Below are 15,080 nucleotides of genomic sequence, written 5' to 3'. Positions count from 1 at the left end.
GTGACCGAGTTGTCCGGGAACGTGACGAAGGTCGTGCGTGGCCGCAACTGCGGCGCGGTCGGTCAGCGCGAAACGTCGAAGATCGAGGAGCGGATCCGCGCGATGACGTCGTCGACGGCGTCGATGGCCTTCCCGAGCTCGGTGACGGCCGGCCCCGAGACCAGGGCCCGCACGCTGCCCAGTGTCATCGACAGCCCGAAGAGCTCCCGGACCACGCCCTGCCCCAGCTCGGCGGCGATCCGGTCCCGGTCGGCGATGACGGCAGCCCGCGCATTCGCCAGTCGCAGCCGGAGCTGCGACGAACAGGCCTCGGCGAGCTCGCCGAGCAGCTCCACCTCGTCCGGCTGCCACTGCCGGGGATGGTCGTCCATCACGCACAGCGAGCCGATCGCGTGACCCTCTTCGCCGACGAGCGGCATGCCCGCGTAGGCCACCAGCCCCAGCTCGGTGACGCTGGCCAACCGGGCCAGCTCGGGCACCTCGCGAGCATCCGGGACGAGCAGCGCCTGCTCGGTGCGCACCACGAACTGGCAGTAGGAGTACTCCAGACCGTTCTGCCGGGCGCGGTCCAGCTCCGGCGTCAGGCCGACGGCACCGGGAAAGATCTGGCAGCGCCGGTTGGGCAGCGACACCATCGCCACGGGGGCCTCGATCGTCCGCCGCGCCAGCGCGGCCATGCGGTCGAAGTCGACGTCCCGCGCCGCCGGGAACAATGCCTCAGCAGGAAGCTCCTGCCGGAACTCAGCCATCGTCACAACCCGATCATGGCACGTGTCACTTCACCTGCGCCGAACAAGTCACGCGACCGGTAGCGCATCCCCGACATCGGCTGCGTCGGCTGTCTCTCCGGCGCGCACGCCACGACGACCGAGGACGACGACGTAGCCGAGGAAGGCCAGCTCGGCCACCCCGCCGACTCCGATCCGGGCCCAGGTCGGCAGGCCGGACGGGGTCACGAAGGCCTCGATGACGCCGCTGACGAGCAGCACCCCGGCCAACCCCACCGCGACGACAGCGGCGAGCCGCCCCGCCTCGGCAAGGGCATCGGCCCGCGTCCGGTCGCCGGGGGCGAGCCATGCCCACCCGGTGCGCAGACCGACGCCGGCGGCGACGAAGACAGCGCTGAGCTCGAGCATGCCGTGCGGCAGGATGAGGCCGAAGAAGACCTCCGGCTTGCCCGCGGCGATCATGATGCCGCCGGTGAGGCCGATGTTGACGGTGTTCTGCCAGAGCACGACGAGCGTGCCGAGCACGGTCACCCCGAGGAAGAGACAGAGCGCCGCGACGAGGGCGTTGTTGGTCCAGACTTGCGCCGCGAAGGACTGCGCCGGGTGCTCGCGGTAGTAGTCGGCGAAGTCCCGATCGACGAGCTGCCGCACCCGCTCGTCGGAGACGACACGTCCGATGCGATCCGGATGCTCTCGCAGCCACCACCACATCGCCGCCGCGACCAGCAGCGACGCGGCCGCTGTCAGCAGCGACCACCGACCCGTCCGGTAGACCGCCACCGGGAAGTCGACGCGGATCCCGCGGCCGAGCGCGGCCCAGCCCCGCAGTCGTGGGGTGCCGACCGCGGCGGCACGCGCCCGGGTGAGCAATCGCGAGAGCCGGGCCTCGATCACCGGATCGGGCGCGCGGCTCTGCACCAGCGCGAGCTGGCCGGCCACCGCGCGGTAGAGCTCGATCAGTTCGTCGGCCTCGGCACCGTCGAGACGTCGGCGGGAGGCAAGCTCGTCCAGCCGCTGCCACGCGGCGGCGTGCCGGGCGAGGAACGCGTCGAGGTCCACAGTGCGACCGAGTCTAGAGTCCGCATCGTGACCGACCACGGACGCGCCCCGGCCGACCTCGTCTCGGGCGAGGGCGTCGCGCTCGCCGTGAGCCGGGCCGGGATCGCCTCGCGCACCGTCGCCGCTGTCCTGGACCTCGCCGCCCAGGCCGTGGTGCTGCTCGTACTGAGCTTCGCGACAGTGTCGGTCGCCGGCGGCGGGGACACCGCGGCCGTCGCCGCGGTGACGATCGTCGAGGTGGTCCTGGTCGTCGCCGGCTACCCGATCGTGCTGGAGTGGGTGACCCGGGGGCGCACTCTCGGCAAAATGGCGCTCGGGCTGCGCGTGGTGCGCGACGACGGCGGGCCGATCGGCCTGCGGCAGGCGCTGGTCCGGGGGCTGGCCTCGCTGGTCCTGGAGAAGCCCGGCCTGCTCTTCCCCTTCGGTACGGTCGCCGGCGCCGGTTGCGTCATCGTGGGCCGGCGGGAGAAGCGGCTCGGCGACCTCATGGCCGGGACGATCGTCGTCGACGAACGCGCCGCCACCCAGCCACTGGCCGCACCGCACCCCTGGGTCCCGCCGCCGCTGGTGTGGTGGGCCCAGAACGTCGATCTGCACCGCCTGGACGACCGGCTCGCGCTGCGGCTGCGGCAGTTCGTCGGCCGCGCCCACGCCATGACTCCGGCGGCGCAGGAGCAGCTCGGGCGGCGCCTCGTCGACCGGCTGCTCGCCACCGTCACGCCACCCCCGCCTCCCGGCGCGCCCATCCCCGACGTCCTGGGCACGGTGCTGCTCGAACGGCGGCGGCGTGCCGGCTTCGGCCCGCCCGTCCCGCCGTCGCCCTGGCCGCAACCGCAGCAGGCGCCGTGGCAACCGCCGCAACCGCCACAGCCGTCCGGCCCCTTCGTCGCGCCGCAGTGACCGGCACGACCGCCTGTCCGTGCGGTTCCGGCAGCGCCTACGAGAGCTGCTGTCGCCCGCTGCACCGCGGCGAGCGGGAGGCCGCGACCGCGGAGGAGCTGATGCGCTCGCGCTTCAGCGCCTTCGCTCGCGGGGAGGCCGACTACCTGCTGCGGTCGTGGCACGCCGACACCCGGCCGGACTCGCTCACCCTCCCCGAGGTGGCGTGGACTCGGCTACGGGTGCTCGAGGTGGAGGCTGGCGGACCCGACGACGAGACCGGCGTGGTCGCCTTCCGCGCGCACTTCCGCCGCGCCGGCGAGCCGGACGCGCTCACCGAGCGGAGCACCTTCCGCCGCGACACCGCGGGGCGCTGGCGCTACCTGGCTGCTGACTGACGGCGGTCACCGGGCACCATCGCAGCATGGAGACGTTCACCCACGACGGCCTGAGCTTCGACGTGACCGACCACGGTCCGGACGGTGACGACAGCGGCGAGGTGATCATCCTGCTGCACGGCTTCCCGCAGAACCGCCACGAGTGGGACGCGGTCACCCCCGCCCTCAACGCCGCCGGATACCGCACCCTCGCCCCCGACCAGCGCGGCTACTCCCCCGGCGCCCGGCCGAAGGGGCGCCGGGCCTACACCGTGGGGCGACTCGTCGCCGATGTCGTCGCGCTCATCGAGGCCGCCGGGGTCGAGTCGGCCCACATCGTCGGGCACGACTGGGGCGCGCAGGTGGCGTGGTCGCTGGCGTCCAAGTACCCGGAGCGGGTGCGCACCCTGACCACGGTGTCGGTGCCGCACCCGCAGGCGTTCGTCGCCGCGATGCGCCACGGACAGCTGCGCAAGTCCTGGTACATGCTGGCGTTCCAGCTGCCGCTGCTGCCGGAGCGGCTCGTGCCCAGCGACCGCGGCCTGGGGTGGCTGGCCATGGGCGAGACGACGCCCGAGCAGATGCGACGCTACGTCGAGCCGCTCGGCCGCGATGGGCTGCACGCGGCGCTGAACTGGTACCGAGCCCTGCCGTTCTCGCAGCGGGAGAAGGGCTACGGCCGGCCGACGCGGGTGCCGACGACCTACGTGTGGAGTGACGGCGACGGAGCCCTCGGCCGCGCCGGCGCCGAGGGCACCGAACAATTCGTCCAGGCCGACTACCGCTTCGTCGAGCTCTCCGGGTTGAGCCACTGGATCCCGGACGAGGCCCCGGACGAGCTGGCAGAGCTCATCCTGGAGCGGGTCAGGGGTTAACGTCTCACGGCTGCGCTGGTACCGGATGGCAACAGCGCAGCCGCGAGATGCTGCTGGGTCGCGACAACAACAGTGAAGTCGCGGAGAGGCGGGGTCCGCTACTGAGGCGGACGAAGTCCGTCTCAGTAGCGGTGATCGCGCCTGCGGCGCTCAACCGCTACGTCGTCGTTCCTAGTAGCGGTAGTGCTCCGGCTTGTAGGGGCCGGCGACGTCCACGCCGATGTACTCGGCCTGCTCCTTGGACAGCTGGGTCAACTTGGCGCCGACGGCGTCCAGGTGCAGTCGGGCCACCTTCTCGTCCAGGTGCTTCGGCAGCGTGGTGACGGTCGGCTTGCCGTCCACGATGTAGTTCTCCGGGTTCTTGTGGATCTCGATCTGGGCGATCGTCTGGTTGGAGAACGACGCGCTCATGACGAAGCTCGGGTGACCGGTGGCGTTGCCCAGGTTCAGCAGGCGCCCCTCGGAGAGCACGATGATCTTCTTCCCGTCCGGGAAGGTCCACTCGTGGACCTGCGGCTTGACCTCGGTCTTGGTGATGCCGGGGATCTTGGCCAGGCCGGCCATGTCGATCTCGTTGTCGAAGTGTCCGATGTTGCCGACGATCGCCTGGTGCTTCATCGCGGCCATGTGGTCGGCCATGATGATGTCCTTGTTGCCGGTCGTGGTGATGAAGATGTCGGCCTTGCTGACGACGTCCTCGAGCGTGACGACCTCGAGCCCGTCCATCGCCGCCTGCAGCGCGCAGATCGGGTCGACCTCGGTGACGACGACGCGGGCGCCCTGGCCGCGCAGCGACTCCACCGAGCCCTTGCCGACGTCGCCGTAGCCGCAGACGACGGCGAGCTTGCCGGCGATCATGACGTCGGTGCCGCGGTTGATGCCGTCGATGAGCGAGTGGCGGCAGCCGTACTTGTTGTCGAACTTGCTCTTGGTGACCGAGTCGTTGACGTTGATGGCCGGGAAGAGCAGGGTGCCCGCGCGCTCGAACTCGTAGAGCCGGTGGACGCCGGTCGTGGTCTCCTCGGTGACGCCGATGATCTTGGCGCCCATCTTGGTGTAGCGGCCGGGGTGGTCCACGATCGAGCGACGCAGCAGGTTGAGGATGACCTGGTACTCCTCGGAGTCGGTCTCCTCGGCCTGCGGCACGGCGCCGCCGGTCTCGTACTCGGTGCCCATGTGGATCAGCAGCGTGGCGTCACCGCCGTCGTCGACGATCGAGTCCGGGCCCGTGCCGTCCGGCCAGGTCAGCATCTGCTCGGTGCACCACCAGTACTCCTCCAGCGTCTCGCCCTTCCAGGCGTAGACGGGGATGCCCTGCGGGTTCTCCGGAGTGCCGTTCGGGCCGACGACGATGGCCGCGGCGGCGTGGTCCTGGGTGGAGAAGATGTTGCAGCTCACCCAGCGGACGTCGGCGCCGAGGGCGGCGAGCGTCTCGATGAGGACCGCGGTCTGCACCGTCATGTGCAGCGAGCCGGCGATCTTCTTGCCCTTCAGCGGCTGGGAGCCACCGAATTCCTTGCGCAGCGCCATCAGGCCGGGCATCTCGTGCTCGGCGAGCTCGATCTCCTTGCGGCCGAACGTGGCCAGGCTCAGATCGGCGACCTTGAAGTCGGTGACGCTGCCGGCGGAGTCCGCCTTCAGTTCGATGCTCACGTGCTCTCCTTCGATTCGAGGGTGCGATGTGTCGAGCGGGGACGCGACGGCCGGTGCGGGTGCGGGGTGACCGTCGGTGTCGACAGCGAGGCGGCGGAAGATGCCCGCCCCGGGTGGTGCAGCGGAGCGGTGGAGCGGGCCGAACCACTCGTCGACGGCTCGGGCGAGCCGGGGTTCGGTGCGCATCCGCAGTTCGAACACGACCTCGGTGATGCCGAGCTCGTGCTCGTCGAGAAGCTCCCGCAACCGTTGCAGGCGCTCGATCTGACGCGGCCCGTAGTGCCGGTGACCCCCGGGGGTGCGCAGCGCGGTGACGAGCCCCGCCTGCTCCAGGTAGCGCAGCATCCGCTGCGACCAGCCGGTCGCGGCAGCGGCTTGCGTGATGGTCATGGACTGCATCACGGACGAACTTACCACGAACGTGTCAGATTTCCTGTCGGGGCGGTCACGCGCCCCGCCACCGGGTCAGGCGCGGGTGCCTGCCACGAAGACGAGGCCGCTCCCGGCCATCACCAGGCCCTCGTGGTTGGCGGGGACGAAGGCGGCCCGGCCCGGCGCCAGTGCCACACCACCGACGTCCACCCCGCCCTCGGCGCAGAGCACGATGAGCGGACCGCGGTCCTCCACGGTGAGCGGGCCGTCGAGCTGGACCCTGGTGAGCCGGAAGTCGCGGACGGCCACGTCGAAGGCGCCGTCCACGGCGGGCAGCCGCGGATCCGCCAGCGCCGAGAAGTCGGTGATGGCCAGCAGCTCGTCGACGTCGATGTGCTTCGGGGTGAGGCCGCAGCGCAGCACGTTGTCGCTGTTGGCCATGATCTCGACGCCGGTGCCCCGCAGGTAGGCGTGGACGTTGCCGGCGCCGAGATAGATCGCCTCGCCCGGCGCGAGCACCAGATGGTTCAGCAGCAGGGCGAGCACCACCCCGACGTCGCCGGGGAAGTCCGAGGCGGCCAGCTGCACGCCACGGTAGGCCGGCCCGGCCGACTCGGCGGCGGCGGCGAGGGCGGTGCTGAGGCCGGCGGGGTCGTCGTGCGTGAGGACCGCGGTGAAGGCGCTGCGCAGCGGGTCCGGCCCGCGCAGGCAGTCGGCCAGGAAGCCGAGCTCGGCGACGTCCAGCGCCTCGATCAGCGCCACCGTCCGCAGCGGGTCCCGGAAGCCGCAGAGAGCCTCGAAGTCGGTGAGCGCACAGATCAGCTCGGGCTTGTGGTTCGGGTCGCGGTAGTTCCGGTACGGCGCGTCGCGCGGGACGCCGGCGGCGTCCTCGGCGGCGAAGCCGGCGCGGGCCTCGTCCAGCGTCGGATGGACCTGGATGGAGAGCGCCTTCCCGGCGGCGAGCACCTTCAGCAGGAAGGGCAGGCGGGGACCGAACCGGCTCACCACGCCAGCGCCCAGCATGCCGTCGGGGTCGGCGTCGATGACGTCGTGCAGTGTCGCCCCGGCGAGGGTGGGCGAGGGATCGTCCGGGTGCGCGCCGAACCAGAGCTCCGCGGCCGGGCGGCCGTCGGGCTCGGTGCCCAACAGCTGCTGGATCGCCGTCGTCGACCCCCAGTCGTAGCGGCGCACGACGCCGTCCAGCGCGACGACGCTCATGCCGACACCTGCCGGGAGCGGTCCAGGTCCGGTTCCAGGTAGATGACGCGGGCGATCGGCACCGCCGCACGCACCCTCGCCTCCGCCGCGTCGATGGCGGCCGCGACCTCGGCCAGCGTCGCGCCGCGGGGCATGGCCAGCTTGGCGCCGACCAGCAGCTCGTCGGGCGCGAGGTGCATCGTGCGCAGGTGGATCACCCGCTCCACGCCGCTGTCGGCGGGGTCGCCGACGAGTGCGGTCTCGATCGCCGTCACCTGCACCGGGGCGGCCGACTCGCCCAGCAGCAGGCTCTTGGTCTCGATGACGAGCACGATCGCCACCACGATGAGCAGGACGCCGATGGCCAGCGTGCCGATCCCGTCCCAGACCGGTTCGTCGGTCAGGGTGGCCAGGCCGACACCGGCGAGGGCGAGAACCAGACCGGTCAGGGCGGCGACGTCCTCGAGCAGGACCACCGGCAGCTCGGGGTTCTTTGCGTGACGGATGAAGCCCACCCAGGTGTCGTCGCCCTTGACGTGCCGCGATTCCTTGATCGCGGTGCGCAGCGAGTACGACTCCAGACCGATGGCCGCCAGCAGCACGACGACGGCCACGAGCGGCGACTCGAGCTCATGGGGGTCGTGGATCTTCTCGTACCCCTCATAGAGCGCGAAGAGGCCACCGGCGGAGAAGAGCATCAGCGCGACGAGGAAGCCGTAGACGTAGCGATCGCGGCCGTAGCCGAAGGGGTGGTCCCGGTCGGCCCGGCGCCGCGCCTGCCGCTGCCCCCGCAGCAGCAGGCCCTGGTTGCCGGAGTCCACGACCGAGTGCACGCCTTCGGCGAGCATCGACGAGGATCCGGTGATCGCGAAGGCGACGAACTTGATCACCGCGATGCCGAGATTGGCGCCGAGCGCGGCGATGATCGCCTTCGATCCACCGGATGCGCTCATGGGGTCACGTCCTTGGGGGTCGGGGGTGGTTCGGGAAGGTCAGTGGTCCAGCTCGGCCGGGCCGGGGACGCCGGGATCCAGGCCACGTCCCAGCGCGAGGTAGGCGGCGGTGAAGTCGCCGAAGGCGACGGCGGCGGCGAAGCGGGCCAGCGGATCGCCGGACGGGACGTCCACGCCCGAGGAGCGCACGCCCGTCGCACCGGCCAGGTCGCGCAGCGCACGCGCCGCCCGGCGCGCGGCGACCTCGTCGAGCTGGATCTGCGCGTCCGAGCGCTCACCGAGCAGCGGGTCGGCGGGGTCGCCGTCGTCGCCGATGAGCAGCAGCCGTGGCCGGCGCTCGGGCTCCGGCTCGTCGACCCGGTCCCGGAAGATGTCGCGTGCCTCGTCGGCCGCGCCGCTGCCGCGCAGCAGTGCGCCGGCCCGCCCCACGCCGTCCGGCAGCGAGACCGATACCGCTGGCACACCGCTCAGCTGCTGCAGCGCGTCGCTGACAGCTCGTGCCGCCACCCCGGCGAGGGCTCCGGCCCCCACGATCAGCGGCAGGGTCTCGGCGAACTCGGCGGCGAGGGCCTTGGCTGGGTTGGTGAAGGCGTCGCCGTCGGCCCGGCAGGCCTCGGCCTGGCCGTCGAGGGCGCGGGCGACCTCGACGAGGACCTCGCGCGCGATGCTGGCCAGCTGCAGCACGTCCAGGGCCTGCAGCAGCGGGGCGAGCACCGACCAGCGGGCGGCCCGGGGATGCAGGTCGCGAGGCAGCTCGTGGACGGGCGCGCGTCCGGCCGCGACCGCGACCTGGCTGCCCGCCGGCGCCACGACGGCCATGGCCAGCCCGCGTCGCGCGCCCTGCGTCACCAGTTCGGCCAGCCGGGGGTGCCGTCCGTCCACCGAGCCGACGAGCAGCGCGTCGGCCGGCCCGGCCCACCGCGGCAGCTCGGCGCCGTGCCAGCTCATGGCCGGCGCCCGCGAGCAGCTCAGCCTGGTGACGAGACGGGCCACGCCGGGCGCGCCGTCGGTGGCGACCAGCAGGGCGCGGGGCGGACGTCCGTCACCGAGCCGGTCGATTCCGAAGTCGCCTTCGGTCTCGGCCGCGCGACGCACCTGGGCACCCGCGGTGGCCAGCGACCAGAGCAGGCGAGTTCCGTCGGCCCGCGCCAACCGGGCGGGCTCGTCGAGCAGACCGTCGTCGAAGCTCACGCGGTGCCGGGCTGCGCGTCCGGCGTAGCGGCGTGGCCGACACCGTTCGGGCCGGGCGTCGCCTCGTCGAGCAGCAGCACCGGGATGCCGTCGTCGATGCGGAAGCTGCTGGCGCAATACGTGCAGACCAGCGCCTCGCCCGCCAGGCGCAGCGGCCGATGGTCGTCGCTGGGGCAGGCGAGCAGCTCCAGCAGTTCCGAGTCGACCGTGGTCATCCGCGGATCACCGCCAGCGCCTCGTCCCGCACGCGGCTCATCGAGGCCTCGTCCGGACCCTCGACGTTGAGGCGCAGCAGGGGCTCGGTGTTCGAGGCGCGGATGTTGAACCAGGTGCCGTCCGGGAGCTCGACGGTGAGACCGTCCAGCTCGTCGATGCTGCTGGCGCGCTCGCCGAAGGTCTCGCTGATGGCCGCGATCCGGCCGGCCTGGTCGTCGACGGTGGAGTTGATCTCGCCGGAGGCGACGTAGCGCTCGAAGGCCGAGGTCAGATCGGCCAGCGTGCCGTCCTGCTCGCCGAGGGCGGCGAGGACGTGCATCGCGGCGAGCATGCCGGTGTCGGCGAACCAGAAGTCGCGAAAGTAGTAGTGCGCCGAGTGCTCGCCGCCGAAGACCGCGCCCTCCTTGGCCATCTCGGCCTTGATGAAGGAGTGGCCGACGCGGGTGCGGATCGGCGTGCCGCCGTGCTCGCGGACGATCTCGGGGACGGCGTGGGAGGTGATGAGGTTGTGGATCACCGCGCTGCCGGGCGACTTGGCCAGCTCGCGGGTGGCCACCAGCGCGGTGATCGCGCTCGGCGAGACGGCGGCGCCCGCCGCGTCCACCACGAAGCAACGGTCGGCGTCCCCGTCGAAGGCGACGCCGAGATCGGCGCCCTCGGCCACGACCCGCTGTTGCAGGTCGACGATGTTGGCCGGCTCCAGCGGGTTCGCCTCGTGGTTCGGGAACGAGCCGTCCAGCTCGAAGTACAGCGGGACGATCTCCAGCGGCAGCGCCGGCAGCTCGGCGTCGCCGAGGACGGCGGGGACGGTGTAGCCGCCCATGCCGTTGCCGGCGTCGACGACGACCTTCAGCGGCCGGATGCCGGACAGGTCGACGAGACCGCGCAGGTGGCGGGCGTAGTCGGCGAGCAGGTCGACCTGCTCGCTGGCGACGGTCCCGGCCTCGGCGGCGCCGCTGGCCGGGATGCCCTCGTCCAGATAACGACCGGCCAGGTCACGGATCTCGGCCAGCCCGGTGTCCTGACCGATGGCCACGGCGTTGGCCCGGCACATCTTGATGCCGTTGTACTTCGCCGGGTTGTGGCTCGCGGTGAACATCGCGCCGGGCAGGCTCAGATGGCCGGAGGCGAAGTAGAGCATGTCCGTCGACGAGAGCCCCGCCTCGACGACGGAGGCACCCCGCGCCATGGCGCCCTGGGCGAAGGCACGGGCCAGGCCGGGCCCGGTCTCGCGCATGTCGTGGGCGGTGACGATCTTTTCGGTGCCGACGACGTCGACGAACGCGGCGCCGATGGCGCGCGCGATGTTCTCGTCGAGCTGATCCGGGACGATGCCACGGACGTCGTAGGCCTTGACCAGAGCGGAGAGATCCACGCCTGCGACCCTAGCGGGGTTTAGGCCGGCGGTGGCACCACCCGCAGGTGACCGCGACGTCCGGTGAGGGATTCGGTCGCGTCACCGCGCGGGGCGATCTCGCTGCGGGCCGCCTCGCGCACCGCGTCGGCCAGCGCCTCGAGGTCGTCGGCGTGCGGGATCGGGGCGGGGAACTCGCCGACATGACGCATGACCTCCCAGCCGCGCGGCACCGTCAGCCGGACGGCGTGCTCTTCGCAGAGGTCGTAGGAGTGCGGCTCCTGATACGTCGCGAGCGGCCCGACGACGGCGGTGAGGTCGGCGTAGGCGTAGGTCAGCGTCGCGACGGCCGCTCGGGGGCAGCCGGTTCGGGTACAGCGCCGAGGTGTCATGTGGCCACCCTCGCCCTGGCCCCCGCGTTCGTCACAGCTCCGGACGATAGCCCTCGCCGGCGCCGTCCACGCGCTTTGGTCGGCCGTGTCGCGCCGCCGGTTTCGCCGCCGAGTGGTCGAGATCCACCCCGAGTGGTCGCGGCGGGGGTGACCACTGAGCGCAAGAATCGACCACTCGGCAGGGAGCAGGCCCCGCGAGGCTCCTGCGTAGGCTGAGGCCATGCGCAGCGAGACGCGGACCGGCGTGCGGCGGGGACGTCCGCCACGCCGACGCGATCGCCGCGGCCGTGGTCTGCGCGGCACCCTCGCCCCGCGCGGAGTGCCGATCAACCGCTCCCGCAGCGAGTCCTTCGACGATCTGGTGGTGGCCGCGGTCGACGAGCTCGAGCAGCACTGGGCCAGCGAGCTGGCCGGCCTGGAGTTCGCCGTCGAGGACGTCCCACCCGGCGACGGGCTACGGCTGGACTATGGCAACGACACCGTCGTCGACCGTGGTGTCGTGCTGGGTCAGCTGTTCCGCGACGGCCTCGCCGACATCCGACAGCCGGTGATCGTGGTGTACCGCCGCCCCGTCGAGGCTCGCGCCGCCGACCGGGAGGACTGCTCGGACCTCGTCTTCATGGTCGTGGTGGACCTGGTCGCCGAGTATCTCGGCAAGGACATCGACGAGATCGACCCGCAGTAGCACGTTCGTCAGCCGCAGCGCTCGACGTCCGGCGATCCTGCTTAACGCGAAGGGCTCACCCTGTCCCCACAGGGTGAGCCCTGGCTGCGCCGGCGCGAACGCTGCGCAGTGGGACGTCTCGACCCCCCACGGGCGAGACGTCGGCTTCGCGTGCGCCGTCAGACGACGCGGCGCTTGAGGCGACGGCGCTCCCGCTCGGACATCCCGCCCCAGATGCCGAAACGCTCGTCGTGGGCGAGGGCGTACTCGAGGCACTCGGAGCGCACCTCGCAGCCGACGCAGATCTTCTTGGCCTCGCGGGTCGAGCCGCCCTTCTCGGGGAAGAACGCCTCGGGGTCGGTCTGAGCGCAGAGGGAGCGCTCCTGCCAGCTGGCCTCCTCGGGCAGGCCGAAGATGTCGGCCAGCAGCTCGGGGTCGGTCGTGGCGTCGAGTTCTGTCACGGGGTGCCTCCGTGGGGGGTGGGGAACGCTTGTGGGGAGCGTCGGCATGGTCGTGGTGACACTGTTGAAATTACACGTGTGTCGTTACGGGCTGTCAAGCGGAGGGGCTGGTAATTCGGCGCGACACGCGGGCAATGTCCGACTCGGGCCCCGCAACCGGGACCTTGGGCGGTGACTGCTCGGTGATCGCGGCGCTCAAGGCGGTGAGCACCGCCGCCGTCGCCGGTCGCGCTGCGACGACGGGGCGGGCCACCGCGAGCAGTCGACGGGTCGGGGCGGGGGCCGGCAGCGGCTGCACCCGGACCCCGGCGGCGGCGAAGACGGAACGGCGCGGCAGGACGGCCACCCCGTGCCCCGCGGCGACGGCATGGCCGAGCAGCAGCATGTCGTCGGTCTCCCAGCGGACCCTCGGCTCGAAACCCGCCGTCCGGCAGTAGGCCCTGACGGCGCGGCCACAGGCGGCATCCTCGGGAGGCATGACCCACGAGGCGTCGGCGAGGTCGGCGAGGCCACGCAGTCGCCGCGAGGAGGTGGTCGCCGGCAGCACGAGGACGAGGGGGTCCACGACGAGTTCCGAGACCACGGCGCCGCCGGGCAGGGCGAGCGGGACGTAGTCGTACTCGTCGACCACGGCGACATCCGCGTCACCGGTGAGCAGCAGCCCGATGCCGCGATCGGGCTCGACGGCCAGGACGGCCACCTCCACCCCCGGCGCGGTGTCGCGCAGCGCCGTCACGGCGTCGCTGACGAAGCTGGCCGCAGCACTCGCCACCGCCGCGACCCGCACCCGGCCGGCCAGCCTGTCGCCGAGCTGGTCCAGCTCCGCGCCGGCAACGGCGATCAGGTCGAGAACCTGACCGGCGCGATCGGCGAGCAGCCGCCCGGCCGCGGTCAGCTCCACCCCCCGCGCCGAGCGCACCAGCAGCGACGTGCCGGTCTCCCGTTCCAGGGCCGAGAGCTGCTGCGACACGGCCGACGCGGTGACACCGACGGCTCGGGCCGCCGCCGCGATCGACCCGCGGAGCCCGACCTCGTGCAGCAGCCGCAGCCGACCGACATCGAGCCGGGGCGCCGGGGCGGGTTGCTGAGCCATTAGCCAAACTTACGCCATAGGCTTGCAGGACATCAGTTCGACGAAGGAGTTGCCATGGCGCCGACCGCGCTGCCCACGCATGCCGAGCTCGGCGAGCAGACCCTGGCGGTGCTCGACCGCCTCGGCGTCACCGCCCTCGATCCGGCTGGCACGCTCGCGGCCCGCTCCCCCATCACCGGCGGGGAACTCGGCCGCGTCGCCGCACACACCCCGGCCCAGGTCACCGAGGCTGTCGCCGCCGCCCACGAGGCGTTCCTGACCTGGCGCGAGGTGCCCGCGCCGGTCCGCGGCAACCTGGTGCGCGAGCTCGGCAACCTGCTGCGCGAGCACAAGGACGATCTCGGCGCCCTGGTGTCGATCGAGGCCGGCAAGATCCGCTCGGAGGGCCTCGGCGAGGTCCAGGAGATGATCGACATCTGCGACCTGGCCGTCGGCCTGTCGCGGCAGCTGCACGGCCTCACCATCGCCTCGGAGCGACCCGGTCACCGGATGATGGAGCAGTGGCACCCGCTGGGTGTCGTCGGTGTCATCAGCGCCTTCAACTTCCCCGTCGCGGTCTGGTCCTGGAATGCCGCGCTGGCCTTCGTCTGCGGCGACCCGGTCGTCTGGAAGCCGTCGGACAAGACCGTCCTCACCGCGCTCGCCTGCCAGGCCCTCTTCGACGAGGCCGCCCGCCGCGTGGGCGCGCCGGCCCACCTCTCCACCGTCGTCCTCGGCGGCGTCGAGGTCGGTGAGGCGCTGGTCGACGACGCTCGCGTCGCCCTCGTCAGCGCCACCGGCTCCACCCGCATGGGACGCGAGGTCGCGCCCCGGGTGGCGTCCCGCTTCGGAAAGCTGCTGCTCGAGCTCGGCGGCAACAACGCCGCGATCGTGACGCCGTCGGCCGACCTGGACCTCACCGTCCGCGGCATCGTCTTCTCCGCCGCCGGCACCGCCGGCCAGCGCTGCACCACACTGCGACGGGTCATCGTCCACCGCTCGCTGGCCGACGAGCTCTGCGACCGCATCGCCGCCGCCTACGCCACGCTGCCCATCGGTTCCCCGCTGGCCGACGGCACCCTCGTCGGTCCGCTGGTGGACGAATCCTCCTACCGGGGTTACGCCGAGGCGTTGGAGAGGGCGCGGGCCAACGGCGGCACCCTGCTCGCCGGTGGTGAGCGCGTGCTCGCCGACGAGGCGGGCGAGGCCTACTACGTGCAGCCGGCGCTGGTCCGGATGCCGACGCAGTCGGAGATCGTGCAGGCCGAGACCTTCGCGCCGATCCTCTACGTCATGACGTACGACAACTTCGACGAGGCGCTGGCGATGCACAACGACGTCCCGCAGGGGCTGTCGTCGGCGATCTTCACCATGAACGTCCGGGAGGCCGAGCGCTTCGTCTCGGCCGCGGGCTCCGACTGCGGCATCGCCAACGTCAACATCGGCCCCTCCGGCGCCGAGATCGGCGGCGCCTTCGGCGGGGAGAAGGAGACCGGCGGCGGCCGCGAGTCCGGTTCGGACGCCTGGCGCGCGTACATGCGCCGGACGACCAACACCGTCAACTACTCCACCGAACTGCCCTTGGCTCAGGGCGTCGAGTTCGGCTGACGAATTCCGGTCCGGATAAGGTCCCTTTG

At 72.2% G+C, this 15,080-nt stretch carries 16 protein-coding genes and 1 pseudogene; 5 read left to right on the top strand and 12 right to left on the bottom strand.

The genetic code is table 11. From position 1 onward, the window contains the following. Nucleotides 1–62 precede the first annotated feature (62 nt). Entirely contained in the window at nt 63–749 is a 687-nt protein-coding gene (locus tag AC0NZQ_RS12555) for a GAF domain-containing protein (protein ID WP_474530178.1), read from the bottom strand. A gap of 48 nt (nt 750–797) precedes the next feature. Further along, the gene (locus tag AC0NZQ_RS12550) at nt 798–1,787 is read right to left on the bottom strand and encodes a stage II sporulation protein M (RefSeq protein WP_474530177.1); all 990 of its coding nucleotides are present in this window, start codon (nt 1,785–1,787) and stop codon (nt 798–800) included. A gap of 27 nt (nt 1,788–1,814) precedes the next feature. On the opposite strand from AC0NZQ_RS12550, the gene AC0NZQ_RS12545 reads away from it, so the two are divergent. Genes AC0NZQ_RS12545 through AC0NZQ_RS12535 form a run of 3 tightly spaced genes read left to right on the top strand, consistent with a single transcriptional unit; the run spans nt 1,815 to nt 3,918 of the window. Further along, complete coding sequence (locus tag AC0NZQ_RS12545; RefSeq protein ID WP_474530176.1) at nt 1,815–2,687, top strand: RDD family protein; 873 nt, start codon at nt 1,815–1,817, stop codon at nt 2,685–2,687. Then, nucleotides 2,684–3,064 (top strand): YchJ family protein, encoded by a 381-nt coding sequence (locus tag AC0NZQ_RS12540; RefSeq protein WP_474530175.1) that lies wholly within the window; start codon nt 2,684–2,686, stop codon nt 3,062–3,064. Before AC0NZQ_RS12545 ends, AC0NZQ_RS12540 begins: the two co-directional genes overlap by 4 nt. Before the next feature lie 26 nt (nt 3,065–3,090). Continuing rightward, nucleotides 3,091–3,918 carry an alpha/beta fold hydrolase gene (locus AC0NZQ_RS12535; protein ID WP_474530174.1) on the top strand — a complete coding sequence of 276 codons (828 nt, stop codon included), beginning with the start codon at nt 3,091–3,093 and terminating at the stop codon, nt 3,916–3,918. Nucleotides 3,919–4,089: 171 nt separating this feature from the next. On the opposite strand, the gene ahcY is transcribed toward AC0NZQ_RS12535, so the two are convergent. The 8 genes and pseudogenes from ahcY to AC0NZQ_RS12495 form a co-directional block, all read right to left on the bottom strand. After that, entirely contained in the window at nt 4,090–5,559 is a 1,470-nt protein-coding gene (ahcY, locus tag AC0NZQ_RS12530; RefSeq protein ID WP_474531385.1) for an adenosylhomocysteinase, read from the bottom strand. Nucleotides 5,560–5,793: 234 nt separating this feature from the next. Beyond that, nucleotides 5,794–5,961: pseudogene (locus AC0NZQ_RS12525) on the bottom strand (MerR family transcriptional regulator); the annotation flags it as partial. Nucleotides 5,962–6,036: 75 nt separating this feature from the next. Further along, nucleotides 6,037–7,161 (bottom strand): mannose-6-phosphate isomerase, class I, encoded by a 1,125-nt coding sequence (gene manA / locus AC0NZQ_RS12520; protein WP_474530173.1) that lies wholly within the window; start codon nt 7,159–7,161, stop codon nt 6,037–6,039. Next, nucleotides 7,158–8,093: a cation diffusion facilitator family transporter gene (locus AC0NZQ_RS12515; protein ID WP_474530172.1), complete on the bottom strand. Its 936-nt coding sequence runs from the start codon at nt 8,091–8,093 to the stop codon at nt 7,158–7,160. Before AC0NZQ_RS12515 ends, manA begins: the two co-directional genes overlap by 4 nt. A gap of 39 nt (nt 8,094–8,132) precedes the next feature. Continuing rightward, nucleotides 8,133–9,284 carry an SIS domain-containing protein gene (locus tag AC0NZQ_RS12510; RefSeq protein ID WP_474530171.1) on the bottom strand — a complete coding sequence of 384 codons (1,152 nt, stop codon included), beginning with the start codon at nt 9,282–9,284 and terminating at the stop codon, nt 8,133–8,135. Further along, the gene (locus AC0NZQ_RS12505) at nt 9,281–9,499 is read right to left on the bottom strand and encodes a Trm112 family protein (protein ID WP_474530170.1); all 219 of its coding nucleotides are present in this window, start codon (nt 9,497–9,499) and stop codon (nt 9,281–9,283) included. Before AC0NZQ_RS12505 ends, AC0NZQ_RS12510 begins: the two co-directional genes overlap by 4 nt. Next, nucleotides 9,496–10,875, bottom strand: a complete 1,380-nt coding sequence (locus AC0NZQ_RS12500) for a phosphomannomutase/phosphoglucomutase (RefSeq protein WP_474530169.1) — start codon at nt 10,873–10,875, stop codon at nt 9,496–9,498. The genes AC0NZQ_RS12505 and AC0NZQ_RS12500 overlap by 4 nt, the downstream gene beginning before the upstream one ends. Nucleotides 10,876–10,895: 20 nt before the next feature. After that, nucleotides 10,896–11,246, bottom strand: a complete 351-nt coding sequence (locus AC0NZQ_RS12495; RefSeq protein WP_474530168.1) for a DUF3499 domain-containing protein — start codon at nt 11,244–11,246, stop codon at nt 10,896–10,898. 220 nt (nt 11,247–11,466) lie between these two features. On the opposite strand from AC0NZQ_RS12495, the gene AC0NZQ_RS12490 reads away from it, so the two are divergent. Then, nucleotides 11,467–11,931, top strand: a complete 465-nt coding sequence (locus tag AC0NZQ_RS12490) for a metallopeptidase family protein (RefSeq protein WP_474530167.1) — start codon at nt 11,467–11,469, stop codon at nt 11,929–11,931. Between the two features lie 158 nt (nt 11,932–12,089). On the opposite strand, the gene AC0NZQ_RS12485 is transcribed toward AC0NZQ_RS12490, so the two are convergent. After that, a complete protein-coding gene (locus tag AC0NZQ_RS12485; RefSeq protein ID WP_474531384.1) occupies nt 12,090–12,338 on the bottom strand; it encodes a WhiB family transcriptional regulator in 249 nt (82 codons plus the stop codon). A gap of 127 nt (nt 12,339–12,465) precedes the next feature. Beyond that, nucleotides 12,466–13,464 (bottom strand): LysR family transcriptional regulator, encoded by a 999-nt coding sequence (locus tag AC0NZQ_RS12480; RefSeq protein WP_474530166.1) that lies wholly within the window; start codon nt 13,462–13,464, stop codon nt 12,466–12,468. 54 nt (nt 13,465–13,518) lie between these two features. Here AC0NZQ_RS12480 and amaB point away from each other — a divergent pair, with 54 nt between their 5' ends. Further along, nucleotides 13,519–15,051, top strand: coding sequence for an L-piperidine-6-carboxylate dehydrogenase (amaB, locus tag AC0NZQ_RS12475; RefSeq protein WP_474530165.1), 1,533 nt, complete (start codon nt 13,519–13,521; stop codon nt 15,049–15,051). Nucleotides 15,052–15,080: the final 29 nt, after the last annotated feature.

The organism is Jatrophihabitans sp. sgz311053 (assembly GCF_056135305.1).
Note: the sequence above shows the minus strand (reverse complement) of the source record. Positions and strands in the feature narration are given on the sequence as shown.

Coding starts and splice junctions, on each gene's coding strand:
- AC0NZQ_RS12555 (WP_474530178.1), bottom strand. CDS start 749: ATGGCTGAGTTCCGGCAGGAGCTTCCTGCTGAGGCATTGTTCCCGGCG.
- AC0NZQ_RS12535 (WP_474530174.1), top strand. CDS start 3,091: ATGGAGACGTTCACCCACGACGGCCTGAGCTTCGACGTGACCGACCAC.
- manA (WP_474530173.1), bottom strand. CDS start 7,161: ATGAGCGTCGTCGCGCTGGACGGCGTCGTGCGCCGCTACGACTGGGGG.
- AC0NZQ_RS12515 (WP_474530172.1), bottom strand. CDS start 8,093: ATGAGCGCATCCGGTGGATCGAAGGCGATCATCGCCGCGCTCGGCGCC.
- AC0NZQ_RS12505 (WP_474530170.1), bottom strand. CDS start 9,499: ATGACCACGGTCGACTCGGAACTGCTGGAGCTGCTCGCCTGCCCCAGC.
- AC0NZQ_RS12495 (WP_474530168.1), bottom strand. CDS start 11,246: ATGACACCTCGGCGCTGTACCCGAACCGGCTGCCCCCGAGCGGCCGTC.
- AC0NZQ_RS12490 (WP_474530167.1), top strand. CDS start 11,467: ATGCGCAGCGAGACGCGGACCGGCGTGCGGCGGGGACGTCCGCCACGC.
- AC0NZQ_RS12480 (WP_474530166.1), bottom strand. CDS start 13,464: ATGGCTCAGCAACCCGCCCCGGCGCCCCGGCTCGATGTCGGTCGGCTG.
- amaB (WP_474530165.1), top strand. CDS start 13,519: ATGGCGCCGACCGCGCTGCCCACGCATGCCGAGCTCGGCGAGCAGACC.